Here is a 25947-nt window from a genome sequence, read left to right on the forward strand (position 1 = left end):
CACGCGTGACCGCCTCAACCCACGGGCACCAGGGCCAGCTTGCTGGGATCCAGGCGCAGGTAGATCGAGGTCCCCTGCTCGATCGAGACCGAGGGGTTGCCCCGGGCCCGGATCTCGTGCGTGCCGACCTTGACCACATGGTCGACGGCCTCCCCGAGGAAGGCCCGGGTCAGCACGGTCCCCGTCCACTCGTTCGGCACCGCACCCGCCCGCGAGCTGGTGCTGACCTCCACCGCCTCGGGCCGGATCGAGACGATGACGTCGGCGCCGACCGGTAGGTCCGCCGCCGAATCGACCAGGAGCTGCCCGTCCTCGGTGCCGACGGAGTACCGCTCGCCGTCCTTCGCCACGACGTTGCCAGCAATGAAGTTCGACGTGCCGATGAACTCGGCGACGAACTTGCAGTTGGGATTCTCGTAGATCTCCCGGGGCCGGCCCAGTTGAACGACCTTGCCGCTGCGCATCACCGCGATCGAGGTGCTGAGGACCAGTGCCTCCGTCTGGTCGTGGGTGACGTACACCGAGGTGATGCCGAGCTCCCGCTGCAGCCGCTTGAGCTCGTAACGCAGGGACTCCCGCAGCTTCGCGTCGAGATTGGACAGCGGCTCGTCGAGCAGCAGCAGTGGGGGCTCCATGACGAGCGCGCGGGCGAGGGCGAGCCGCTGCTGCTGCCCGCCGGAGAGCTTGGTGGCCTGACGGTCGGCATAGCTGCCTAGCTCCATCGTCTCCAGCACCCGCATCACCCGCTCGGCGATTTCCCGCTTGCCCGGCCGCTCGCGGCGCTTCTTCACCTGCAACGGGAACGCCACATTGTCGAACACCGACATGTGCGGCCAGATCGCATAGGACTGGAAGACCATGCCCAGCCCGCGCTCGTTCGCGGGCACGTTGACCGTCTTCCTGCCCGCAGCGCCCGAAAAGAAGACCCGGTCGCCGACCTCGATGGTGCCGGAGTCAGGGCTCTCAAGTCCGGCGATGGAACGGAGGGTGGTCGTCTTGCCGCACCCGGACGGGCCCAGCAGGGTGAAAAGCTCGCCCTCTTCGACCTTGAAGCCGATGTCGTTGACGGCGAACACCCGCTCCTCAGCGCCGGACGAAAGTGCACGACGCCGGCGACGCTCGCCGTCGAAGGTCTTGACGAGATTGTCGATGCGCAACATCTTGTCCTCCTGATAGCAGCCGGCGGACTGATCGCAGCCCGCGGCTCAGTCCTGCCGCAGCCCGACCTTGGCGCCGAGCTTGTAAGGCACTTGGGGCACTCCCAGTCCACGAAGGCATCGCCATGGCCCGTTTGCCGCCGTCTTCATGAGGCGACCCCGTTTGGTCCCGTGACGATGGGCTGGACGTGGGCCACCCGAAGCGGCCAACTGGACGTTTTCTCCCCACCACCGGCGTGGTCAGCTCGCCAGTAGGCGACGCACGACCTCCGTGATCGAGCGCCTGGCCACGGCCGCGGCGCGGTCGTCGTGCCTGGTCCCGTACGCGTCATCTGATACGCCGAGGACTCTCGCCGGGTACGACCGGAAGGTGATCGTCGCACAGCGCCTCCTGTGGTGGTGGTCACGACGAGTAGATCCTGCCGAGGACTAAAGGTCTAACCTTTGGTTCGAGACGTTACAGAAGCGTTACCTGTGGGTCAAGAAGCAAAGAGAGATGCGCCAGAGAAAGTCAGAAGGCAGCATGGTAAGACCATTACCGGAGAGGAAGCCGTCTAGTGCCCAAGGTCACCTTTGTCACCGTCGGTGGAACCCCACGCACGATAGATGCGACGGTTGGCGACTCGGTCATGGTCACGGCCGTCAGGAACGGCGTGCGCGGCATCGTCGGCGAATGCGGAGGTAATAGCTCCTGTGCGACCTGCCACGTCTACGTCGACGAGGACTTCCTGCCGCTCGTCGGTCCTGCGAACGATCTCGAGGACGACATGCTGGACCTCGCGGTGTCGGACCGCCGGCCGACGAGCCGCCTGTCCTGCCAGATCACCGTCACCGAGGCCCTGGACGGCCTGACCGTCGAGCTTCCGGACGAACAACCGTGAGCGGCGGAGCACTCATCGTCGGCGCGAGCCACGCCGGCGTCCCAGTTGGCGGTGTCCCTGCGCGACTACGGCGACGACGGACCCATCACCCTGTTCGACGCATGACCGGGAAGGGTGAAACAGCCCACCAGGCCGGACATCGAAGCTCAAGCCGTTCACAGCGAATACCGAGCCCCTGCCGCCGGGCGCCCGCATCGGCTCCCGTACGACTTCACGAGATCGGTCAGGGTCAGCGAGGATCACCGGGCTCGCGCGTCCAATGGCATACCATTGGTCCATCAATCTTCACCCGACCGAGGAGCCGACGATGGCGTCGAACTTCAGGATCAGCGAGGGCTCCGACACGTCCGACGACATGTTCAGTCGCGTGAACATCGACCGCGCGTCGCGAGTCATCGTCGACCAGATCAAGATGTTGATCCATGACGGCAGACTCAAGCCGGGCGACCGACTCCCCAGTGAGCGTGACCTGTGCCAGCGGTTCGCCGTCAGCCGGGTCACCGTCCGCGAAGCGCTACGCATGCTGGAGGCGGGCGGACTAGTCACGATCCGGGTCGGGGCCCGCGGCGGCGCCTTCGTGACTACGCCCTCGCCCGAACAGCTCGGGGAAGGGCTCGCCGATTTGCTGAGCGTGTCCCGCCTGACCGCCCCCAACGTGACCGAGGCCCGCAAGATCGTCGAGCTGGGCGTGCTTCCGCTCGCGATGGAGCGGGCCACCGACGCCGACGTGCAGGCGCTGCTGGCGATGGTGGAAGAGGGCCGGAAGGCCGTGGACGCCGGCGAGTACACCATGGAGATGTCGGCCGCGTTCCACGTACGCCTGGCTGAGTGCACCCACAACCCGGCCATCGCGATGCTGGTGCACAGTTTCCACGGCCCGATGTTGATGTCGCTTCACGAGGCCAAGGTCGCCGCACCGCTCATGGGCAAACGGGGCACCACAGAGCATCTGGAGATCGCCGAAGCGATCCGGGACCGTGACCTGGAGCGGGCTCAGCAGATCGTGCGTGTTCACCTCGACCGCACGGCAGCCCGCGTCCAGACCCAGGCAACGTCGGCGGACGTGTCCGACCCCGAGCCCGTCCGATCGCCCTGAGGGCCGGAAGGACCACCACGGCGGCGGGTTTCTGGAAACCCGCCGCCGTCTGCCGTGCGAGTGCGCCCGACCCGGCGTGAGGAGCCGACGTCAGACGCGGCAGGGCCGCTGGCATTGTCGAAGACGTGAACGGTGTCGTAGCCGAGATACCGGAACCGGTTCCCGGTGCCCGCGAAATCGCGACGCGGAGAGTCAGTAGAGCGATACGTTGCTTCGCTTCGCGAAAGCGAAGATCAGGCCGGACATCGTTACCATCACGAGCATCCAGAGAAGTCCGAATGCCGCGACTTGCGTGGTGCTGCCGTTGACGAACGCGTCGTACAAGGAGACGGCAGCGACCGGAGAGTCCGGCGAGGCCAGGAAGATCGGCATCGAAAGCGCCCGGGCACCCTGCATGAACGCGAAGATTCCTCCGGTGAGCAGCGAGGTCGCCAGCAGGGGGAGGACGACCCGGACGAACAGCCGGAACCGGCTGGCTCCCGACACCAGCGCAGCCTCCTCCAAGTCGGCTCTGATCTGGATCACTCCGGCGTAGGCGAACCTCATCGTGAACGGCAGGAACGTCACGAAGTAGCCGAACATCAGGATCCAGATCGTCCCGTACACCGGGATGGGCGAGGCCAGGCCGACCTGGGCGATCGCGATGCCGACAACGATGCCGGGGATGATCAGAGGCACACTCACCAACTGGTCCAGCAGCGCACTGGCTGGGGTCCGCCGTACGACAAGCCACGCCACCAGGCACGTAATGAGGCTCGCGGCCACGGACGCGATCGCGCACAGCAGGATGGTGTTCATCGCCCCCTCCACGAGCGATGGGGTACTCAGAGCCCAGCGGAAGTTCTGCAGTACGAAATTGAACATGCTCGAGTTGAAGCCTTGGAAGACCGGCACGAAGGCGGCCCATGCCAGGACGACGATCGGGAGGGCGACGAGGATTCCGAAGAGCACCACGGACACGGCACCGTAGGCGTAGCGCCATCGCCCGAAGTCCATGACGCCCGGCCGGTAGGCCTCTCCGCTCACCACCTGGTAGCGCTCGGCCCTCTTCGACAGACGGTTGTAGCGCCACAGCAGGACGCCGACAACGAGCATGAGGGTCACCGACAAGGCATTGGCGAAGCCGTAGTCGGGGGTGATCCCGCGCCGGATCGTCTGGTAGACCTTCGTTGTGACGACCTCGACGCCGCCCGGCAGGCCCACGATGGCGGGCACCTCGAACGCCTCCATCACACGGACGAACGCCAGCAGACCGACCGCGAGGATGGCAGGCCAGGCCAGCGGGAGGGTGATTCGGCGCAACACGGTGAAGGTGCCGGCGCCCGACATCTGGGCCGCTTCCTCGAGGGCGGGGTTCGCCCGCTTGAACGCGCTGACGATCAGCAAGAAGGCCAGCGGCGACCAGATCAGCCCCTCGATGAAGATCATCCCCGGCAGGCTGTTGACGGTGATGATCGACGGATTGTCCGATCCTGTTAGCTGTCCCAGGATCGAGTTCACCAGCCCGTTCCGTCCCAGGATCAGCGTCCACGAGATCACGTAGACGAGGTACGGCGTGCCGATCAGGATGACTGCGCCCAGGTAGGCCAGGGTGCGAAACGGCGCGTTGGTACGTTCGGCCAGCCATGCCTGGGTTCCGCCGATCAGGATCGCGAGCAGCGCAGACCCGATGGCGAACACGACGGTGTTCACCGCGGCGTGGATGTTCGAGCTGTCACCGAAGAGTTCCCTGAAGTTCTCCAGGGTCCACACCCGCGAGTCAACCAGCATGCCTTCGGTGAGGCTACCGGCGATCAACTGCCACAGGATGGGCGCCATCACGGCGGCGAGCACGACGCCGAGCACTAGGACAAACCAACCAACGAACCGGGTTCTCATGTACTCCTCCTCACTCGTCGCCGGGGCGGTGACCCGGTGCCCCGGCGACGGGCGTGATCTGGCTAGCCGGCGTTGACCTTGTCGAAGAGGTCCATCCACCGGCCACTGTCCTTCTCGATCTGCGCCGGGCTCAGCAGCGTCGTCTTGAAGCGGCCGGACTCCGGGTCCAGATCGGGGTCGGTGGGTCTCACGTCCGGGCTGGCCGGAATGTAGGCAGCGTCGCGGAAGACCGCCTGTCCCTCGGGCGAGAGTAGGAAGTCGATCAGCAGACGAGCGGCGAACGGGTGCGCGGCGCCGGCCGTCAGGCCCAGCGGGTTGAGTTCCTTGCTCGCGGCGTTGAGGGCGGAGAATGCGACGTGCGAGCCGTCCTTCTTGCTCAGTGCGACGTGATTGTTGAAGACCTGCAGCACGATCGGGTACTGCCCGGCAATCGCCTGGTTGAGAAGCTCACGCGAGCTGACCTGGACGACTTTCAGCTTCTGGCCGGCCAGCTTCCGCAGGAACTCTTCGCCCTGCTGCTCGCCGAGCGTGTTCAGCACGTTGCCGATGAAGTCCGCGCCACCGGTCGCCTCCGGCGTCCAGGCCACCTGCCCCTTCCACTTCGGGTCGAGCAGGTCGTCGAAGGTCTTCGGCGCGTCCGCCGGCTTGACTCGGTCGGTGTTGTAGGCGATGCCCTTGACGTAGATGTTGACCGCGGTCCAGTAGCCGTCCGGGTCCTTCTGGTCGTTCGGGTAGTCCTCGGCGTACGGCGAGTCGTACTTCTCGGCGGCTCGGGCACCCTTCAACGCCTCGCCGGCGTGCGCACCGTCCCAGACGTCCGACTTGGGAGCGCGCGCCTTCGCCTCGAGCAGCATCTTCTGGGCGATTTCGGAGCTTCCCCCGCGGTAATACTTCAACTCGACGCCCGGGTACTTCTTCTCGAACGCCTCCTTGATCGGAATGACCACCTGGTTGGGGATCAACCCGGTGTACCAGGTGACGCTGCCCTCGTCCTTGGCCTTGGCGTAGAGCGCCTGCTCTCGGGCGGGGCCCGACTGCTGATCGATCTTCGCTACCTCCGCCGACACGTCGGCCGACGCATCCCTACCGCAGCCGGCCAGCGCCGACGTTCCGATCACCAAGGCGAGAGCCGCAATGCTCATCTTTCTCATGTGTTTGCTCCTTTGCCTTCCGTTCCGCCACTGAAGCCGGTTCGACAGGGGTTTCACCGACGCACCGAGACCTGCTCGACGACCCGGGACCTACTCGGAGAGTCCGAGAACGTTGAACGCGCTGTCCGTCCACGCACCAACCGCAGCCGATGCGTCCAACGCGCTCCGAACGGTCACCTTCGCCATGTACGTGGCCAGCGCCGGCTGTTTGGCCAGCCGATAGGCCAGGGCCAAGGCAGCTTCCTCGAGTTCCGAGTCGTCTACGAGCCGGGTCACCAGGCCCCACTCGTGCGCCGTTCGGCCGTCGAGGATCTTTCCGCACAGCACCATGTCCATGGCGCGTGACTCCCCTACGAGACGAACAAGCCGACGGGCGCCACCCCCGCCGACGATCATCCCGCGCTCGACCTCCGGGTAGGCGAGGCGAGCCTCCGGCGTACCGATGCGGAGGTCGGCTGCCAGCGCGAGGTCGAGCCCGCGACCCAGCACGTTCCCGCGCAGCACCGCGACGACCGGGACGGGTAGGCAGCCGATGGCTGCGCCGAGGTTGTCGTGTTCCCGGGTCCAGAGAGCGTTCCGCTTGGACGGCTCCGGCGGACGGGCCTCTTTGATGTCCACGCCGGCACAGAACGACGGGCCGTTGCCTCGGAGCACCACGACGCGGACAGAATTGTCGGTGCCGATGGCCTCGAGAATCTCGAGCAGCGTCGACCGCATGCGGGTACTGAGTGCGTTGTGCTTGGCCGGACGGTCAAGAGTGAGCAGGCCGACGCCGTCCTTTACCGAGAAGGTCATGCCCGGCTCGGCCGCCTGATCCGGTCGGTCTGCGCTCACGATGCGGCCTCCCTCGGCAACCCGAGGCACAACGCGTCGAGCGCCATCGCGCCCTGGCCCGGCGGCAGTACGACGAGGGGGTTGATCTCGACCGACTCCAATTCGTCGCCGAGGTCCCCCGCCAACTGGGCCATGGCGCAGATCACGTCAACAGCCGCATCAACGTCACCGCCTGCCGCTCCGCGCCAGCCGGCAAGCACAGGACCCGCGGCCGTCTTGTCGAGCGCCGCCCTCGCCTCCTGGGGCGTACACCTGGCCGGTAGGAGGCTGAGATCGCCATACAGCTCCACAGCGGTCCCGCCCAGACCGACCGCCACGACGGGCCCCACCTCGCGGTCGTTCTGGAAGCCGACGATCAGCTCGATCCCGCCGACGACCTGTTTGGCGACGAGGAGTCCGTCGAGCCCCGGGTGCTTCGCCACCACCTCGGCGGCGGCGGACGCCACGGCCTCGGGGTCGACGAGACCCAGCCGCACCCCGCCGCTCTCCGACTTGTGGTGCAGGCCGGAGGCGACGACCTTGACGACGAACGGTCCCGGCCCGTGTCCGCTGGCCCACGCCGCCGCCTCCTCGGGGGAAGCGACGACTGCCTCCTCCGGAGCGGTCACGCCGTACAGGGCCAACAGACGCTTGGCATCGGCCTCGGTGAGGACCTCTGGCAGCTCACGCAGCAGCGAGCGGGCTGGGTCGGCGGTCGCTGACGTGGTCGCGGAAGCCGGGCCCCCCGGCGCAGTGAGGTGCGGCCGGACCGAGAGCAACGCTCCGGCGATCGCGACCGCGTTGTCTATCCCTTGGACGAATGCGAGGTTCGGCAGCGAGTCGCGGATCTCCCGGCCGATCTCCGTGACGTTGGTGGACGTCATCGAGAACAGCGCGACAGGCACCTGTGCCCCAACCGTCCTTCCTCCGGGGAAGGAGTCGTCGAACAATCGGAGGGCTCGTTCCTTGTGCGGCGCCCGCACTCCGAGCAACTCCTCCTGCAGCAACACCATTCCGACCGCGGGGTCGTCGGCCATCGCCTCGACGCACGCCACCAGGTTCGCCGGGTCGGAGAGGCCGGCGTATCCACTGTCGAGCGGGTTGCTGACCTCCATGTCCGGCCCGATGATCTTAGATATCCGCTCCTGGGTCGCCTCGGCAAGCGAGGCAAGCTCGACCCCGTGCAGTGCGGCGCTGTCGAGGGCCAGCTCTCGCACGCCGCCGGACACCGCGACCACACCGACGCTGCCGCCGGACGGGGCCGGCACCCGCGACAGCAGCTCGCATGCCTCGACCGCGACGTCGAGCGACGGCACGACAACCACGCCGTGCGCGGCCGCCACCGCCGTGAAGGCGGCGAACGATCCGGCCAGGGCGCCCGTATGGCTGGCGGCCGCCAGCCGGCTCGCCTCCGACCGGCCGACCTTGAGCGCCACCAGGCGCTTCCCACGAGCGGCGAGTTCGTCGCACGCCGCGAAGAAGGCGTCCCGGTCTCGCACGCTCTCGACGAAGGCCGCCACGACGCGGACCTGGTCGTCCGCGGCGAAGTACCGGATGTAGTCCGCGGTGGTGAGAGCGGTCTCGTTGCCGCTGGAGACCATGTAGCGCACGCCGACGCCGCGGCTGACCAGCGCACGGTGCAACGCCGTGACGACGCCTCCGCTCTGGCCGACCACAGCCACCGGACCATCCTTGATCTTGTCCAGCCGGGAGTCGGTCGTCGTGACCATTCGGGCGACTGCGGAAATGTTCCCCAGGCAGTTCGGCCCGGAGATCGCCATGCCCGTCTCGTCGGCAATCGCTCGCAGCTCTGCCAGCTGGTCCGCGTCCAGCCCGCTTGAGAACACCGTCGCGCTCCGCGAGCCGGCCCTCGCCCCTTGACGCACTGCTTCGACCGCATGCTTCGCCGGGATCAGGACGATCAGGTGGTCGGCCGGCTCCGGCAGGTCACTGGGGCTCGCGTAGCAGATGTCGCCCCAGACGATCTCCCGGTTGGGATTCACCGGGTGCACCACGCCGGCGTACCCAAACCGGCGCAGGTTGTCGCGGATGCGCTGAGGCCACCCGCCAGGCCGCTCGCTGGCCCCGACGATGGCGATCGACGACGGGTGCAGCAAGGCGTCGACGGCGCCGGTGCGGGGTGGTGAGAACTCGGCCATCAGGCGTTGACCTGGGGAGCCGGGCCGAAGCCGGGGCGGTACTCCTTCTTCAAGAAACTCTCGATGCCGTCGGTGCCCCCACGCTGGCTCTGCTTCCGGATGAGCTGGTCGCTCTTGGCCGTCAGCCACGAGAGGGCCTCTTCGTGCGAGATCCGGCGCAGGTCGACCTGCTTGAAGGCCTCCTTGCAGGCACGCAGGGCGAGCGGGTCCTTGGCCTTCAGCTCTTCGGCGATCTCGTAGACCGTGTCCATCAAATTGGCGCGCGGCACGGACATCGTCGTGAAACCGATGTCGCGCGAGGTCTTACCGTCGAACTTGCGGCCGGTCAGGATGTAGAAGAGCGCCTGGCGCGGGATCATCGCGTCGGCCACGATCTTTGCGACCATCCCGCCGGGAATGTGGCCGAAGTTGATCTCCGACAGGCCGAACGTGGCCTCGTCGGCCGCGATCGCGATGTCGCACGACGCCACCACGGTGAAGGCCCCGCCGAAGCAGTAGCCGTTGACCGCGGCGATCGTCGGCTTCGGGAAGTGATTGAGGATCCGATAGCGCCAGTCATGGGAGTTCTTGCGGGCCGCCTCGCGCGCCGCGGGCGTGTCGCGGATCTCGTGGAAGTACTTCTTCAGGTCCTGACCGGCGCAGAAGGACTCGCCGGCGCCGGTGATCACCAGCACCGCCGTCTCGTCGTCGTGCGCGAGTTCGGTGAGCGCCTGGACCATCTCCGCGTGCAGCTCAGGGCTCATCGCGTTGCGCTTCTCTGGACGGTTGAGGGTGAGGGTGGTGACACGGTCCTTCTTGTCGATCAGAATCGTGTTGTACAAAGCTCCCCTACTTTCGCTAGTCGATTCGCTCAACCAGGCTGATCGCCGGCGTTTTTCTTGTCTTTCTGTTCGGTCCGCTCTCACCGCAGCGTGATGTTCACCGCGCGCTCCCGGCCGTAGCTGAGGAGCTCGTCGAGCGAGCTTTCCTTGCCGATTCCGCTTTGCTTGAATCCACCGAACGGCGAGCCTGACGGTCGCCTGCCCGTCCCGTTGACGGTGATGTAGCCCGACTCGATGCGGCGGGCGGTCTTCAGGGCCAGCGAGATGTCGTTGGTCCAGACGTTGCCGGTGAGGCCGACGTCGAGTCCGTTCGCGTCGTCGAGCATCTGCTCGTAGTCGGTCCAGCGCAGCACCGAGAGCACCGGGCCGAAGATCTCCTCTCGAGCGATCCGCATCGTCATGTCGACGTTTCCGAACACGGTGGGCTCGACGAAGAATCCGCGGTTGACGCCGGTGGGCAGGCCCCCGCCGTACAGCAGCTTGGCACCGTCGTTTCGTCCGGCCTCGATGAACTCCAGGACCCTGTTGTGGTGCGCGCGGAAGGCCAGCGGCCCCATGTCGGTTCCGGGGTCCAGCGGATCCCCGACCTTCAGGCCAGCGACCGCCTCGACGAGGTGCGCCACGAAGTCGTCGTAGATGTCCCCGTGCACGAACGCACGCGAGGTGGATCCGCAGGACTGTCCCATCGAGCGGGCGAAGTTCATCGCGCCGACGGCGCCCCTCGCGGCGTCCGCTGGGTCGGCGTCCGGCATGACGATCAGAGGATTCTTGCCACCCAACTCCAGGCTGACGTGCTTGATGTACGGCGCTCCCAACTCGGTGATGCGGGCGCCGGTGGCAACGCTGCCGGTGAAGGCCACTCGCGGCACCGCTGGGTGACCTGCGAGCAAGGCACCCACCGTCGCGCCTGGGCCGGTGACGATGTTGTAGACGCCAGCCGGAAAGACGTCCCTGACCAACTCACCCAGGCGAAGTGCCGACAGCGAGGTCTGCTCCCCCGGCTTGATGACAACCGGAGCGCCGGCGGCGAGCGCGGCCGCGCATTTCCCGGCGGCGAACTTGATCGGATGGTTGAACGGGACGATCCGCGCGACGACCGGGTACGGAACGAACTCGGTGAAGGTCACCGCGCCCGGACCGGACGGGAACGTGGTCCCCTTGGTCTCGCTCGCCAGGCCGGCGAAGTAGCGGATCTCAGCGACGGCGCTCGTCACGTCCGCACGCATACTCTTCACGGGCAGACCGGCGTCGAGCGCGTCGAGCAGCGCCAAATCCTCGCGGTGAGCATCGAGCACGTCGGCGTACACATGCAGCACGCGCGCGCGTTCCTCCCACGGCAGTTCGCTCCAACTCCTGGATGCGCGCCGCGCCGCCTCGACGGCGCGGTGGACATCCGCGGTGGTCGCGACCGGCAGCGCTCCCAGCCGCGCCTCGGTCGTCGGATTCTCCGACGGCATCGTCGCCCCGTCAGACGCCTCGACGATCTCGCCATCAATGAGCATTCCGCGGAGCGGAACCTCGGTTTCGTGGCCCTGATCCATGCTCACCTCTGCGCCCTGCGATCAGCCGATCCAACTGGCTCGACTGGACCCTACAACAAACCATTTGGTGGTATGACCATAAGCCCAAACCCCTGGAATGTCTCTACCCCGGGCGAGAAAATACGAGGAGGACGGCTGCGACGAAACGTTGCGCCGCAGGCACAACCGGTAATCGGGCGGGCCAGGCGGGGCTGTGGCTTGCGGCAAGCCTGCGACTTCTCGGCGACGGGGGCCGGTCACCGTGGTTGGCGGGGAGCCACGCCCGCCGTACCAGCCACCGCCCCTTTCGAAAGCGTTCCTGCAAGGAACCGTGACCGATAGCGGCCCCGCCCTCCGCGACCCGGACCTCTACCGCGAGCAGGACATCGACCTGGTCTGCGAGTGGGCGAGTCCGGCCGGCTGACCCGACCCACCACCGGAGCCGGTGAGGCGACCACGCCGCAAGCAGCAGTTCGTCCGTCCGCTGTTACCGGACCGGCCGGCTCGTGTCGATCGACACGGTGGACTCTCCGCAGGACTACCTGGCCGCCGGCAAGCTCCTCGAGACCGGGCGATCGATCCCTGCGCCGGCGCCGTGGATCGGGCGGTCCCGCTCACTCAACGGATCCGGGCCAGCGGCTGAGGGTCGGACGGGGACCTCGGCCCGGTCACCCCCGGGACTCGTCCGCCACCAGGTCTTCGACCAGGATCGCCGCTCCTGGTCGGGCCTCGACGAAGACCGCCTCGCCGGGCTGGAGCCGCGCGTCGAGGTCATAGCTGCGGACGAAGACCGTGGCCGCACCCAATTTGACGGCGTAGTCCCAGGCGTCGCCGCGGAAGATGCCGCGCTCGACTGTGCCAGGCCACGAATCCGCAGAGATCCGCCGACGGTCGATACGCAGCCCGGATGGACGTATGGCGACCACTGTCGGCGATCCCGTCGGCACCGCCACCGGGGTAGCCACCTCCAGCGTGCTGTCACCGAGCCGCACCCGGACGGTCCCTTCACCGACAGCGACGACCTCACCCCGCAGTCGGTTGGACAGCCCGAGGAAGCGGGCCGTGACATGGCTCGTCGGTCGCCGATAGACCTCCTCGGGCGTGCCGGACTCCACGAGCCGGCCTTGATCCATCACGATCACCTGATCGGAGATCGCCAGCGCCTCCGCCTGATCGTGGGTAACAAAGACGGTGGTGATCCCGAGCTGCTGCTGCAATTGCCGGATTTCGTCACGCATCCGGTCCCGGAGTTCGGCATCGAGGTTGCTCAGCGGCTCGTCGAGTAGCAGGATCTTCGGGCGCCGTACCAGGGCTCGAGCGAGAGCGACCCGCTGCTGTTGACCACCAGAGAGCGCGGTGGCGCTGCGAGCCGCGTAGGCACCGAGACCCACGAGGTCGAGCGCTTCGGCCACCCGCTCCTTCTGCTCGCTCTTCGGCAGGCGCGGCCGCACCACGCGCAACGGGTAGCCGACGTTCTGCTCCACGGTCATGTGTGGCCAGATCGCGTACGACTGGAACACCATGCCGATGGCGCGCCTGTTGACCGGCACGAAGACGTTCTCCGCGTCGCCGAATGCCAGCTCGCCGTCGATCACCAGTCGGCCGGCCGTGGGACGCTCCAGCCCCGCGATCATCCGCAGGGTCGTGGTCTTCCCACACCCGCTGGGCCCCAGGAGGCTCACCAGCGAGCCGGCAGGGACCTCGAAGCTCACACCGTTCACCGCACCAACGGCGTTGGAGGCCTTCCCGAAGTTCTTACGCAGGCCCTCGACCCGAATCACGCCAACCACACCTCTCTCACTGCACAGGAGGAGCGGGACGGCGCCCGCCCGTCGGGAACGGTCTACGACGTCCGGACGCCGAAGCGCCGGCTCAGGAGGTTGACGGCGCCGATCACCACGCAGGCCATCAGGGTCATGACGACGCCGAGCGCTGAGACGACGGTGAACTGGCCGTCGGACCACAGCTCGAAGACCGAGATCGACACGACCTCTGTCTTCTGGGTGTAGAGAAAGATCGCCGACGACAGCTCCCGGAACGAGATGATGAAGGTGTAGAGGAAGGAGGCCGTGATCGCCGGGACGAGCAGCGGCAGGTAGATCCGCCGGAACGTCCTCGCCCACCCGGCCCCCGATGCGAGCGAGGCCTCTTCGAGCTCGGCTTTAATCTGGCTCACGCCGGAGACCAGGTAACGCATGCCATAGGGCAGCGCATGCGTCACCATCGCGACCACCAGGATCGCGAGCGTTCCGTACAGCCGCACGGGGAGCGGCGCCACCAGGTACCAGTAAAGGGTCGACACGCCGAGGATGATGTTCGGCACGGCGATCGGCACCGTCGCGAAAGCGTCCAGAGTCGCCCTGCCCGGCAGGTGCGTGCGCACGATGACGTAGGCCGAGACCGCGCAGATGGCGGTGACAACCACCCCGGCAGCGAGGGCGATCTCCAGGCTGTGCGTCATCGCGCCCAAGATGCTGGACGAGTTGAACAACTCGCTGTAGTTGCCCCACGTGAGGTGCTTGATTTCCGCCGGATCCAGCGGCCGGTAGCTCGGGAGCAGCGAAGCCCAGGCCAGAATCAGCATCGGGAGGACGGTCGTCACGACGAAGAAGACCATGATCGCCAGTACCGCGACCCACCGCCAGCGGCCAAGATCGGTGAGTGTGGGCCGGTAGCCCTTGCCCGTGATCGTCCCTCGTCCCTCGACACCACCACCAAGGCGCCGAGCTGCCCAGAGCCCGAGCACGGCGATCACCAGGACGATGACGCCGATCACCGAGACCGACCCGTAGTCCGGCGGGAACGAGCGCAGCGACGTGAAGATCTCGGTGGAGAACACTCGTTTGTGGGCCGCGGAGCCGATGAGCTGCGGCACCTCGAACGAGGACATCGTCTGCACCAGCATCAAGAAGATCGCGCCGAGGACGGCGGGACGAATCAGCGGGAAGGTGATCGTGCGGAAAACCATCGCCGGGGGCGCTCCCGAGGCTGCGGCCGCCTCCTCGAGCGAGGAATCCATCGACGAGAGCGACGCGACGCCCATCAGGAATGCGATGGGCGCGACATGCATCGACTGCACCAGGATCATGCCGTGCATCGAGTACAGGTCGAACGCCGGCAGGCCAAGGTATCGGAGCAGCACGTTGACGGGACCGGTGTCGGGGGCCAAGAGCAGGCCCCAAGCGACCGTGTTGAGGATGCCCGGGATGATGAGCGGCACCAATGAGGCGACCAGTGCGAAACGTTTGGCCGGCGCGTTGGTCCGCACATAGACCCAGGCCAGCGCGAAGCCGACGGTGACCGAAGCGAGTGCGACGCCCCCGGCGTAGGTCAGCGAGGTCACCAGGGTCTCGCGGAACGCCGCGTCGGTCAGTGTGCGCTGGTAATGCTCGAGAGTCCAGGTACCGGTCGTGCCGAGGAAGTCCGAACGCAGGCTCGAGTAGAGCATGGTCACCAGCGGCACGATGGTCAGGTAACCCACCACGAGCACGGCCACGATCGACACAACGGACTGCGTGCTCACCCGCCGTCGGAGCCAGGTCACAAGGGTACGCGGTCCCGCTGAGGCGGTCCCCGCCTCAGCGCGCTGCAGCGTGGCCATCGAAGTCGTCCAGGCTCAGGTCGGCACGGGGGTAGGCGGCTCCGCTCTGCGAGATGCCCATCGCGACGCAGGTTTCGGCGAACCGGATGCCGACCGACTTGGTGTTCAGCACGGGGACGCCCACCTGCCTGCTGAGCGACTCGGGGGAGACGACGTACGGGATCAGGGCGCCACCCAGCGGGATGATGATCTCGGCCCCATCGCGCTCGACCTGTTCCTTCATCACGGCTACCGCCAGCGACTCGATCTCCTCGCGCCGGGAGACCAGGTCCTGACCGTAGACCTGAATCGGACGCACGCTCGTCACGAACCGGTCCATCGCGTAGCCATTGATCAGCCGCCAGGTATAGGGGACGTGCCCGTCGAGCGGCACCATCACCCCGACCCGGGTCGCGAGCGTCGTCGCCACGTGCAACGACGTACGGAACAGCCCGACGACCGGAATGCCGACGGCCAACCGACCCGCCTCGACCCCGGGGTCGAACGTGTTGCTCTGCACAACGGCGTCGTACCCCTGGACCTGCGCCCACACAATCTTTCGGACCAGCGCCGGGGTCTCGAGCGCATGGTGCAGACCCGTGAGCACGCTCTGCTCACCCATCCGCTGGAACACGCGAGAACCGGCAAAGTCGTCCGGGTAACACAGGTCGAGTTCGGTACCCGGCGACGCGTAGCCGCGCAGCAGCTTCTCCACGCGCTCGTGCTTGTCTTGGTCCCCGGTGAAGGGAGACTGGCTCAGGAACATAATCTTCATGGCGCGCCTCAGGGGTTAACCGCTTTGTCGAACTCCGAGCTGAGTTTGTTGTACTCGTCCGGCGGGCGCGACGGGTCGGCCCAGGCCGGTGTCCAGGTCTTGGGGTCCCATAGCGTGGTGTTGTTACGGACGTCCCCACGGATCGAGATCTTTCCCGCGGCGTCGACGACGACCTGCTGGCCCTCGGCTGACAGCAGCCAGCTCTGGAACAACATGGCAGCGTTGCGGTGTGGGGGTTTCTTCGCGAGGCCCGAGAGTGTCAGCACGGCCGGCAGCGGGTTCGAGTTCACGAAGTCGGTCCGGGTCGGGTCGGTCTTCTTGAACGCCGCCGAGGCGGGTCCGTACGCTGCCACGGCAGCCAGGGTCTCGCCCGCCTGCATCTCGGTCAGCTGCTGTGTGTGGTTGGGGGTGATCCGCGGCGAGTTCGCAGCGAGTGCCTTGACCAGTTCCAGGGCTTGGTCGTGTCCCATGCTGGAAACGAGGCTGTCGTACCAGTCGACGGACTCGGGATCGATCGAGAACTTGCCCTTCCACTCCGGCTTGGTGAGGTCCTGCCACGTCGTCGGGGGTGTGAGGCCCGCCGCCTTGACGGCCTGCGGGTTGTACGCGAGGACCGAGGTATTGATGTACACCACACCCTCGTAGCCCTCGGGGAGGGTCAGCCCGGAGGGCAGCGCGGGAAGGCCCGCGACATGGAAGCCATGGAGGGCACCAGCCTTCTGCAACTGTCCGATGTAGGTGGCGTTGCCCGAGACCACATCGGCGTTGAACTGACCACCGCGCTGCTCGGTCAGGATCCGGCTGGAGAGCTGGTTGGCGCTGAGGCGCAACGTGGTCACCTTGATGCCCGGATAGGCCTTCTGGAAGGCGCCGATGATGGGCGCGCTGTTCTCCTTGGTGAACACGGTGTACCAGCTGACCTCGCCCTCCTTGGCCGCAGCGTCGGCCAGTTCGCCCATCGTCTTCTCGGGCCAGATCTCGGCCGCGGCGCCGGCGTTGCTGTTGTCACCGCCGCAGGCGGCGAGGCCCAGTCCCATCACCAGCGTCAGCGCCAGGAACGCCGCCCTGGGCGCCGCGAGGCGCCGCGCCCTGCAATGAAGCTTCATGTGATCCGTCCTCGAGTGAGTGGGAGAGAGGGTCATGCCAGGTGGGAAGGCTGGGCCGGCGTCGTCATGAGCCGGCCGTACGCCGGCCGGTCGACGTGATTGCCCACCATGTTTAGCGAGTACCAGATCTTCGCCTGCTGGCCCGCGACAACTGCCACCCCGAACTCGCGTTCAATGTCGGCGACCAGCGGCGCCACCAGCCACGCACCACCGGCGATGAACACGCAGTCGGCATCCGGGTGCTGGCGCAACGCCCGTTCGACCAAGCGGAGCGCCACGTCGACCCCCTGCTCGAAGCTGCTCTTCACCTGGTCGGCGGTGTGGGCTTGGGCAACCGTGCCGACCAGATTGACCCCCGCCGACGCGAGCGAATCCGCGACGCGCGCGTTGAGCTGGTCGTCCCACTTGTTCGTCATCACGACCCGCTGTGCGCCAAGGGCTCGGAAGGCAGCGTTGACGGCATCGATGCTGGTGCCGCCGCGCAGGCCAAACTCGGTCCGGCAGCGCTCCCGGAACTCCGCGGAGTAGTCCGGGCCGAGGTTGTAGAGCATCGGCAGGCCACCCAGGACCACGAAGTCCACCCGACGCTTGGCGAGCTGCGCAAGACAGCGCGTCAGGTTGGAGTCGACGGCTTGGCGAGCCGCGTCCCCGGAGAAGCCGGACAGCCCGATGCTGATCATCGAGGCGATCGCGTTGTCGGGCGCCAGGCGATAGAACTCGTACGGGCAGGTGTCGATGATGTCGAGCGGGTTGACGTAGCCGATGCGGCACGTCGGCAGTTCGACGCGATGCGGGGCTTCCCCGGCGGCGGGGGTTATGTCGACCATCCGATATGTCCTCTCAGAGTCCTTGACTCCGTGTGATGCGGTAGGCGGCGCTCGACAGCGCGACGATCGCTGCGGTGACCACGACGCTGAACGCCGCGAGCTCGGTCACTGCCCCGTTCTGGTACAGGTCGAAGATCGCCACGGAGATGACCTGGCTGTCGGGCCCCGACAGCAGCAGAGGAATGGCGAGCTGGCTGCTGCTGTTGAGGAACGTGAAGATGAAGCCTCCGGCCATCGCCGGCAGGGTCAGTGGGAGCACCACGCGACGGATGCGGGCCCAGAATGCCGCCCCGCTGGTGCGGGCGCTGTCTTCCAGATCGGGATGCATCTGAACGATGCCCGCATGGGCATAGCGCATGCCGTACGGCAGGTATCGCATGGTGAACGCGATCGCCAGAATCCAGATGGTGCCGTAGACGGGGATCGGCGACGCTATGTAGGTCCGGAGAACGGCAATGCCAGCCACGACGCCCGGGACCACCAGTGGAAGCGAGGCCAGCAGGTCGAGGCCACGCCGACCGCGAATCGAGGTACGCGCCATCACCCAGGCCGCACCGAGTGAAATGGCCATCACTGCCACCCCGCTCACCACGCTGACCACGAGGGTGTTGCCGACCGACCGGACGATTCCGGACCGCCCGAGCGCACTGGCGTAGTTGTCCAGGGTGAGGCTCTGGAGGGCCTCCCAGGACACGGTTCGGTAGTAGGGCAGCAGCGAGGCCCAGACCAGGACCAGCAGCGGGGCCAGCACCAGCAGGAGCGTCGCCCACGAAATGATCCCGCCGACGATGCGCAGCCGGCCGAGGTCCACCACAGCCGGCCGGAAGCCCTTGCCGGTGACGGTCGCGAACCGCTCGCCCGAAGCAGTCTGCCGGCTGTAGCCCCACAGCAGCACCGCGACCAGGACGATCAGGATCACGGCGTACGCCGACGCCGAGCCGTACTCGGGCACCAGACCGCTCTTGATCTGCAGGTAGATCTCGGTGGTCAGCACCTTGACCCCACCGGGGATTCCGATCAGTGCCGGGGCCTCGAATGACTCCAAGGTACGGATCAGGCTCAGCATCAGGGCGGCGAGCGCGCTGGGGAGCGCCATCCGGATCGTGATCCGGCGGAAGACCGTCCACCGGGACGCGCCGGAGACCAGACCCGCCTCCTCCAAGCTCGGGTCCATGAACTTGAAGGGCGTGACCATCAGCAGGAAGACAACCGGCGTCCACGAGAGGCTCTCGACGAGCACCATGCCGCCCATCGAGAAGATGTCGAAAAAACCACCCTCGAGCCCGATCCGATGCGCCAGGGTGTTGATGAGCCCGGCGTCAGGCCCGAAGAGCAGGATCCAGCCGATGACGCTGATCACGCCCGGCACGGCCAGCGAGACGAAGGCCGCGACGTAGATCGCGCCCTTGCCCGGGGTGTTGGTCCGTTCCACGAGCCAAGCGAGCCCCGAACCCGCGACGATGGCGATCGCGGTGCTGCCCCCGGCGTAGATCAGCGAGTTCTTGAGCAGTTCGAGCGAGGCGACGCCATCCGACAGGATGCCTTGGAAGTTCTCCAGCGAAACAGGCCCCGGTCGCAGGCCGTCCCAGCTGTGCATGCTGGTGCTGACCAGGAAGACCAGCGGCGGGACCACCAGGATCACCAGCAGCGATCCGACCACGGTGGCCACCCACGTCTCCGCTTGGGGCAACGGTGGCCGCACCAGGGACCGCGTGCGGACGACTGGACGCACGATCGACATCAGCTCGGCTCTCTCTTCGTCCGTCATTTCAGGAGCAGATCGCGCATGTCTTTTTCCCACTGCGGGAACGCGCTCGAGTAGTCGTCCCTGGTGTCGATGTAGATCTTCTGGAAGGACTTGTCACCGGCCATGTCGGTGCGAGCGGAGTCGTAGCCCTTCGAACGGTAGATCTCTTGGCCCTCCTTCGAGAGCGCGAAGTCGACATAGAGCATGGCGGCGTTCGGATGCGGCGCGTTGACCGCGAGGGCGAGGGCTGTCGGTACGGCGATCACCGGTTCGACCGGCTGCCAGGCGATGGGCGCGCCCTTGGCCTGGCTCACACTGACGTGCGAGTTGTAGATGGTCGGCGAAAGCGCGACCTCGCCGGACACGATGAGGTCGGCCAGCGCCCGTCCCGACACGTTCTGACCCCGGATGTCCTGCTTGGACATCTGCTGGACGAACTCCTTGCCCTTCGTGAGCTCCAGCGCGGCGATCCATCGCACGCCAGTCGCGCTGGTGGGCAGGACGATCTTCCCCTTCCACCTGGGGTTCAGGAGGTCCTCGACCGTCCGCGGAACGTCCGTAGCGGCGACCAGCTTCGTGTTGTAGCCGAGCCCGAGGTAGGACTCGCGGACGCCCACATAGTGGTCGCGTACCGCGTCGGCGGCGTACGCGCCTTCCTCGGGCGAGGTGAACTTGGAGAGCAGCCCCGCATCACCGAGCGCGCCGAGCGCGCCGGTTGTGGTCTCGATGATGTCGACGGTGTGCCGACCGCCCGAAGACTCCTCGGAGATCCTCCGGGCAAGGTCGGAGGAGTCACCCTGAGTCACCTTGATCTTGATGTCCGGGTACTTCTTCTCGAAGGCAGCGACAATGGCGTCGGTGATGTCACCGGTCGGGTTGGTGTAGAGCTCGAGCTCCCCCTCCTTCTTCGCGCCCTCGAGCAACTTCGCCTGACGGTCCGCCCCGGTGTACGTCGCGACGGCCAGCACGTCGGCGGACCCCGTCGCGGACCCCTGGTCCCCCGAGCCCTCACAGGCAGCGAGGAGCGCCAAGCCAACCATCCACGCACACACACATGCGACGGCGCGAGGCTTCCTCGCCGCACTCCTCGTCAACCGACTCATGGCTCACGTCTCCTCCGGGGCCGTCGTCCACTGCTCAAACCAGGACGGCGTTGGACTGATGGAAATATGGACTATCCATTACGGAGTTGATTGCTATCACACATGGCGGCCGATAGGAAGAGCGCCGTCCAGTTCAGAGGCCCAGCCGACGCCGACGCGGCCACAAGGGGAGCGGGCTCCCCGCACCTGCGCCGACTTCCAGCGCTCCCAGGTCCACGCCCTGCCGGCCTGCGACTTCCTGGAAACGGTCACCCCGTTCGTGGCGCGGATGTACGGGTTCGGCGGTGATCGAGCACGCCAATCGGCGGATCCGGATCCTGGCTGCCACCGCCCACCCGACCGCATCCTGGATGGCGCAAGCCGCGAAGAATCTGGTCATGGACCTCGAGGACGGCGGCTGCCGGGCGCGGTTCCTGATCCGGGACCGGGACGGGAATTCACCGAACTGTTCGACGCAGTCCTCAAGGATGCGGGAACCGAAGTCGTCTCAGCGGCGTAGAGGCGCACCCGTACATGATGGGCGGCGGCTGGCGCATGCTCGACATCGTCGACGTGCTCGAGCAGGACCTCGAGGTGCCGGTCCTGCACACCGTCCCGGCCCGGGTGTGGCACACGCAGCGCCACTTCATGGTCGGCGAGAAGCGGACCAGCTTCGGGCGCCTGCTCGCCGAACTACCACCGTTGCTGGCGGTCTCTGACCGCCAGCGACCTGCTGATCAGCAGAACGGGGTGCCGCCTTCAGACGGCCCCCCGTTGCCCTTGCTGATCACTTCCAGACATAGTCCGGGTTCGTGTACGCCTCGTCCGGCATCAGCGTGGTCAGGCCGCGCTCGGCCAGTTCGCACTCGAACATCGCACGCACCTCGGGGTCCTCGGCGACGTACTCGATCTGGTCGTTCGCGTTGACGACCTTCTCGGTGTAGCCGTTCAGCTGGATCGGGGGGTGGATCGCCAGGTAGCGGGCGGGGTTCGCGCCGAGGTTGAAGTGCTGGTGGAACCACCGGTTCGGGGGCACGAACATCGAGCCCTCCTGCCAGCGGACGATCACCTTCTCGCCGCCCTCGGGCCACATCACCGAGTAGCCCTCGCCGCCGGGGATGAGGATGGCGCGACCGGGACCGTGGCGGTGGCCCTTCTTGTAGGTGCGGGAGGCAAAGACGGACATGTGCGCACTCATGTCGGTGCCGGCGAACTGGATCCGGACGGTGCGGCTACCTGCGCCCCGCTCCTCGTTGGTGTCGAGCCGGTCCCAGGCGAGCATGTCGGGGAACAGACGCCCGTACCAGTAGGCGACACCCTTGCCGCGCTGCCCGTTGATCCACCGGTACCCCTCGCCGCCCGGCACGGTGCGGGCGTCGGAGTAGGCGTCGCCGTCGGCGGTGATCGGCGCCGGCAGCCGGTAGGGGTTGTTGAGGAAGTAGTCGGGGTCGGTGACGACCGACAGCGCCAGCGGCAGGTACGTGTAGTGCACCAGGCGGACGGTCGTGTCGCCGCTGAGGTTGCGGAACTGGCGGGTGGTGTTGGCGGGAACGAGGAACATCGCGCGCGCCGACCACTCGAAGGACTGCGAGTGGCCGCTGCCGTCGGAGACGTGGGTGCTGCCGTTGCCCATCAGGACGTACACGACCTCGTCAATGCCGACCTTGTACGCCGGCAGCGTCGCGCCCGGAGGGATCTCGGTGACGCGGGCCTCGCTCACGCCCTCCTGGCCCATCAGCTGGACGAAGGCGGTGTTGCACTGCCGCTCCTCCCACCAGCCGAGTTCGACGGTGCGCAGGTCGGACACCGCATAGCCGGTGTGGATCGGGACGCCGAGGCTCTCCATCCACTCGTCGTAGACGAACCTCGCCCGCGGCTCGACCGCAGCTTCGACACTCATCGCTTGCTCTCCTTCTGCTTGCTCGCCAGGACTTGGGTTCGGGTTGATCGCTATCGCGTCAGGAACGTCAGGGATTTCACCGTCACCGGGACGGCGCCGACGGCGCCGAGCGGGTGGCCGATGTCGAGGTAGTCCAGCTCGCCGACCGCGACGCCGTCGACCGCCACGAGCGGACCCGCCCAACCGACTTCCACCCGCAGGATGCGGCCCAGCGCGTGGGCGACGTCGGCGTCGAGGACGACGTAGAGCGGGCGCGCCGGGTCGGCCACCTTGACGAGTTCCTCGGCAATGCCGCGCAGCAGCCGGTAGTCCGGATCGGCCGTGACGGCGAGGGCGTACGCCACCTCCGGGGCATGCCCGTCGATCTCGAATCGCCGTGCGGTGGCCGCGAGCGCCTCGGCCAGCCCGGCGGACTCCCCCGCCGTCGCTGCCACCACCTTGAGGCCGGCCACGGGCAGGACGCCGTCGTCGAGGAAGCTGGTGACCCCGCTGGCCTGGACGCTGTGCTGCCCGGCGCCGAGGACGGTGGCCCGGATGCCCTGCGCCGGCTCGATCACCTGCGCGCCCAGGCCGCTGGCGGCCAGCCGCTTGCGCAGCTCTGTACCGAGCCGGAGGCCGAGGTCGCCGAAGTCGCCGGTCTCGCGTCCGTAGATGTGCTCGGACACGCCGCCGGAAAAGACGATGGTGCCGATGTCGTCAAACGTCTCGGCCGGCAGCTCGCCGGTCACCCAGAGGCGGTGAAGCAGTTCGTCGCGGGGCTGTCGGTCGATGACCTGGAGCACCAGGTCTGCCATCAGACCGGTCAGCGCGTCGAGGACGGGTTCGTCGATGACGTCACCCACGTCCGCGGACGAGCCGAGGAGGTCCAGCATCCACCGGCCGGGCGGCTCGACACGGGTGAGTCGGCAACTGCCGTCGAAGGCGACCAGCCTGGCCCCGACGCTGAAGGCGCCGGTGTGCAGAACCTCGCCCGCCGACACGACCGACAGCTTGGTCGTACCCCCGCCGATGTCGACGTTGAGGACACGCTGGCCGGTAGCGGACAGTGCCACGGCGCCGGATCCGTGGGCCGCGAGCAGCGCCTCGTAGTGCGGGCCAGCCGCTACGCAGATGAAGGCTCCGGACCGGGCGGCAAACGTCGTCGCGAGCTCTTCGGCGTTCGGCCGGTTCGCGGCCTCGCCCGTCACGATCATCACGCCCGTGTCGATCTCGACCGGCGTGAAGCCGGCCTCTCGGTACGCGGCGTCGAAGAAGCCCTGCAGGGCTGCCGCATCGATCAGCGAGTCGTCCCGGTAAGGAGTGAGCGTGACCTGCGAGCGGTAGAGTTCCGTGCGCTCGGCGACGACGAACTGGTTGGACAGTTCGACCCCGAGCCGCTTGAGCACCAGCCGGGAGATCGTCAGATGCGACGTTGCCGAGCCGACGTCGAGGCCGGCCGAGTGCAAGGTCAGGCGCTCGATGCCGTCCATCTCCTCGGCGTCCTCAGGTACCGGCTCGGTCTCCCACGCATGGCTGTGGCCGTGATCGTCGTGGTGGTGGTGGCCGTGATCGTGGTGGTGGCCCTGGTGGTGGTGCTCAGACATGGGCCGCCTCCTGCGTCGCGGCGGGGTAGGAGCGCACTGCGTTGGGCCGGGACAGCACACCGGCGGCGATGGCAGCCGCGGCGAGCCCTTCGGCGGTCAACGCGGCGACCGGGCCGATCACACCGGCCACACCACCGACGAGGGTGTCCCCCAGTGCCAAGCCGCCACGGGAGGACATCTGGTAGATGGCCGTCACCACGCCGCGCAGCTCGTCCGGGGTGTCCAACTGGATAGCCGCGTGGCGGATCGTCGTCGCCTTGGCGTCGGACCCCGGCGAGCAAGGCGGCGAGGAACGCGTCCGGCTGCTCGCGGCCATCGGGTACAGCGCCTCGATCGTCCTGCTCGGCCAATCCGACGTGGCGGCGATCGGGCCGAGCAGCGTGACGAGGTCACCCTCCTCCACGACGAAGCTCACGTCGTTGACGGCGAAGACACGGCCGCCGGTCTCGGCGCTGCCCTTGCGGCCCCTGTGCTGACGCTCACCGTCAAACGTCTTGCGCAGGCTCGCGACCTCCAGCATCGGCCTTCCTCTCGCCATCGGTTAGGTCTTATGGACTGACCATAGTCATGCTGTCGGGCCATCACAACGCCCCGTGCATGAGCCCCGTTCCGGAAGCCCGTCGCACTCGCAGCTGGGGGTTCACAGCATCGTCAGGGCGTGATACAAACCACGTGGCATGACCATTAGACCTTCAACTCAATGACGTGCGAGGTCGCTACCTCGGACGAGCACGCCGGCGGAACCGTCCCAACTACAACGAAAGTGGTTGAAATGCATATCCATCTCCGGACCGCCACTGTCATCTCCGTGATCTCCGTGGCCCTCACGTCGTTGCTCACCGCCTGTGGAGGCAGCAACGGCGAGGCAGGCGGGGGGACCAATGCCGCCGCCACCGCCTTCACCTACACCGGCAGCGACCGCGACACCTACCTCGCCGACTGCGCCAAGAAGGAGGGCTCGGTCACCTGGTACACCTCGCTCGCCGGCGGCGTCATCGACGACATGATCAAGGCCTTCAACGAAAAGTATCCGGACGTGAAGGTCAAGACCTTCCGCGGCGACGAGAGCGACATCACATCGCGTGTCGTCCAGGAGAGCCAGGCCGACCGCCTGCAGGGCGACATCCTCGAACTCTCCTCCGATGCCTACCGGGAGCTCGCGGACATCGGTGCCCTGGCGACGTTCACGAGCCCGGTGACGGCAAAGTACTCCGAACGCTTCACCCTCAAGAACGACGAGGGCAAGATCCTGGGCATCGGCGACCGCGCGTCGTACGTCTCCTTCGCCTACAACACGAACAAGGTGCCCGAGGCGGACGTCCCGAAGACGCTGGACGACCTCCTCAAGCCGGCGCTCAAGGGCAAGCTGGCGTTGACCGACAGCACCACGGGCGTGCGCTTCATCGGCAACGTGCTGACGACCCTCGGCGAAGACGCCGGAAAGGCATACCTCAAGAAGCTCGGCGAGCAGAACATCCGCATCGAGTCGGTGTCCGGATCCGCACTCGCCGGCCTGATCGCGAAGGGCGAGGTGGCCTCGTCGCCGGGCATCTTCCGTAACCACGCCCAGCAGCTGATCAAGGACAACTCCCCGATCAAGTGGGTGGCCATCGAGCCCGTGACCGCCAACGTCGGCTATGCCGGCGTCTTCGCGAAGGCGCCGCACCCGTGCGCGGCAATGCTGCTCACCGACATGCTGCTCAGCGAGGACGGCGGCAAGATCTACGAGAAGAAGCAATACCCGCGGCCCGACGAGGACCTCGGCTTCAGGTCGTGGGTTCCCGACGAGACCTACAAGACGGCGAAGGACTACGAGAAGGCGTTCACCACCTGGCAGGAACTGTTCGAGAAGACCTTCAGCTGACGGGCAA

Annotated in this window: 20 protein-coding genes; 3 read left to right on the forward strand and 17 right to left on the reverse strand. The window is 67.1% G+C overall.

The features are described 5' to 3' along the window. Window positions 1-14 precede the first annotated feature (14 nt). Window positions 15-1160, reverse strand: coding sequence for an ABC transporter ATP-binding protein (locus tag ACFOYX_RS13250; RefSeq protein ID WP_322440899.1), 1146 nt, complete (start codon window positions 1158-1160; stop codon window positions 15-17). 554 nt (window positions 1161-1714) lie between these two features. Here ACFOYX_RS13250 and ACFOYX_RS13255 point away from each other — a divergent pair. Together ACFOYX_RS13255 and ACFOYX_RS13260 are read left to right on the forward strand one after the other, a co-directional pair. Next, window positions 1715-2038 (forward strand): 2Fe-2S iron-sulfur cluster-binding protein, encoded by a 324-nt coding sequence (locus ACFOYX_RS13255; RefSeq protein WP_322440898.1) that lies wholly within the window; start codon window positions 1715-1717, stop codon window positions 2036-2038. Between the two features lie 307 nt (window positions 2039-2345). Then, window positions 2346-3134, forward strand: a complete 789-nt coding sequence (locus ACFOYX_RS13260) for a FadR/GntR family transcriptional regulator (protein WP_322440897.1) — start codon at window positions 2346-2348, stop codon at window positions 3132-3134. Between the two features lie 192 nt (window positions 3135-3326). Here ACFOYX_RS13260 and ACFOYX_RS13265 read toward each other — a convergent pair whose 3' ends face one another. From ACFOYX_RS13265 to ACFOYX_RS13340, 16 genes are all read right to left on the reverse strand, one after another. Next, the gene (locus ACFOYX_RS13265) at window positions 3327-5012 is read right to left on the reverse strand and encodes an iron ABC transporter permease (protein WP_322440896.1); all 1686 of its coding nucleotides are present in this window, start codon (window positions 5010-5012) and stop codon (window positions 3327-3329) included. A 62-nt stretch (window positions 5013-5074) separates the two neighbouring features. Beyond that, window positions 5075-6163 (reverse strand): extracellular solute-binding protein, encoded by a 1089-nt coding sequence (locus ACFOYX_RS13270; protein ID WP_322440895.1) that lies wholly within the window; start codon window positions 6161-6163, stop codon window positions 5075-5077. Between the two features lie 90 nt (window positions 6164-6253). Then, window positions 6254-6997 (reverse strand): enoyl-CoA hydratase/isomerase family protein, encoded by a 744-nt coding sequence (locus ACFOYX_RS13275; RefSeq protein ID WP_322440894.1) that lies wholly within the window; start codon window positions 6995-6997, stop codon window positions 6254-6256. Continuing rightward, window positions 6994-9093 carry an acetate--CoA ligase family protein gene (locus ACFOYX_RS13280; RefSeq protein ID WP_322475100.1) on the reverse strand — a complete coding sequence of 700 codons (2100 nt, stop codon included), beginning with the start codon at window positions 9091-9093 and terminating at the stop codon, window positions 6994-6996. The genes ACFOYX_RS13275 and ACFOYX_RS13280 overlap by 4 nt, the downstream gene beginning before the upstream one ends. Before the next feature lie 41 nt (window positions 9094-9134). Next, on the reverse strand, window positions 9135-10040 hold the full coding sequence (locus ACFOYX_RS13285; protein ID WP_322475101.1) for a p-hydroxycinnamoyl CoA hydratase/lyase: 906 nt from the start codon (window positions 10038-10040) through the stop codon (window positions 9135-9137). Next, window positions 10037-11497, reverse strand: a complete 1461-nt coding sequence (locus ACFOYX_RS13290) for an aldehyde dehydrogenase family protein (RefSeq protein WP_322440946.1) — start codon at window positions 11495-11497, stop codon at window positions 10037-10039. Before ACFOYX_RS13290 ends, ACFOYX_RS13285 begins: the two co-directional genes overlap by 4 nt. Before the next feature lie 647 nt (window positions 11498-12144). Next, a complete protein-coding gene (locus ACFOYX_RS13295; RefSeq protein ID WP_322440891.1) occupies window positions 12145-13257 on the reverse strand; it encodes an ABC transporter ATP-binding protein in 1113 nt (370 codons plus the stop codon). A gap of 62 nt (window positions 13258-13319) precedes the next feature. Beyond that, entirely contained in the window at window positions 13320-14981 is a 1662-nt protein-coding gene (locus ACFOYX_RS13300; RefSeq protein WP_322440890.1) for an iron ABC transporter permease, read from the reverse strand. A gap of 73 nt (window positions 14982-15054) precedes the next feature. Continuing rightward, window positions 15055-15771 (reverse strand): aspartate/glutamate racemase family protein, encoded by a 717-nt coding sequence (locus tag ACFOYX_RS13305; RefSeq protein ID WP_322440889.1) that lies wholly within the window; start codon window positions 15769-15771, stop codon window positions 15055-15057. Window positions 15772-15839: 68 nt separating this feature from the next. Further along, a complete protein-coding gene (locus tag ACFOYX_RS13310) occupies window positions 15840-16937 on the reverse strand; it encodes an ABC transporter substrate-binding protein (protein WP_322440888.1) in 1098 nt (365 codons plus the stop codon). A gap of 32 nt (window positions 16938-16969) precedes the next feature. Continuing rightward, the gene (locus ACFOYX_RS13315) at window positions 16970-17764 is read right to left on the reverse strand and encodes a hypothetical protein (protein ID WP_322440887.1); all 795 of its coding nucleotides are present in this window, start codon (window positions 17762-17764) and stop codon (window positions 16970-16972) included. A 13-nt stretch (window positions 17765-17777) separates the two neighbouring features. Further along, window positions 17778-19304, reverse strand: a complete 1527-nt coding sequence (locus ACFOYX_RS13320) for an ABC transporter permease (RefSeq protein ID WP_377534001.1) — start codon at window positions 19302-19304, stop codon at window positions 17778-17780. Between the two features lie 224 nt (window positions 19305-19528). Next, window positions 19529-20479, reverse strand: a complete 951-nt coding sequence (locus ACFOYX_RS13325; RefSeq protein ID WP_322440885.1) for an extracellular solute-binding protein — start codon at window positions 20477-20479, stop codon at window positions 19529-19531. A 901-nt stretch (window positions 20480-21380) separates the two neighbouring features. Continuing rightward, window positions 21381-22493, reverse strand: coding sequence for a hypothetical protein (locus tag ACFOYX_RS13330; protein ID WP_322440884.1), 1113 nt, complete (start codon window positions 22491-22493; stop codon window positions 21381-21383). Window positions 22494-22543: 50 nt separating this feature from the next. Then, window positions 22544-24076 carry an ethanolamine ammonia-lyase reactivating factor EutA gene (locus ACFOYX_RS13335; protein ID WP_322440883.1) on the reverse strand — a complete coding sequence of 511 codons (1533 nt, stop codon included), beginning with the start codon at window positions 24074-24076 and terminating at the stop codon, window positions 22544-22546. Then, window positions 24069-24596, reverse strand: coding sequence for a hypothetical protein (locus ACFOYX_RS13340; protein ID WP_322440882.1), 528 nt, complete (start codon window positions 24594-24596; stop codon window positions 24069-24071). Before ACFOYX_RS13340 ends, ACFOYX_RS13335 begins: the two co-directional genes overlap by 8 nt. Before the next feature lie 180 nt (window positions 24597-24776). On the opposite strand from ACFOYX_RS13340, the gene ACFOYX_RS13345 reads away from it, so the two are divergent. Beyond that, window positions 24777-25940, forward strand: a complete 1164-nt coding sequence (locus ACFOYX_RS13345) for an extracellular solute-binding protein (RefSeq protein ID WP_322440881.1) — start codon at window positions 24777-24779, stop codon at window positions 25938-25940. Window positions 25941-25947: the final 7 nt, after the last annotated feature.

The sequence above is a fragment of the Micromonospora sp. GCM10011541 genome, from assembly GCF_042650725.1.
Taxonomy (GTDB): domain Bacteria; phylum Actinomycetota; class Actinomycetes; order Mycobacteriales; family Micromonosporaceae; genus Micromonospora; species Micromonospora sicca.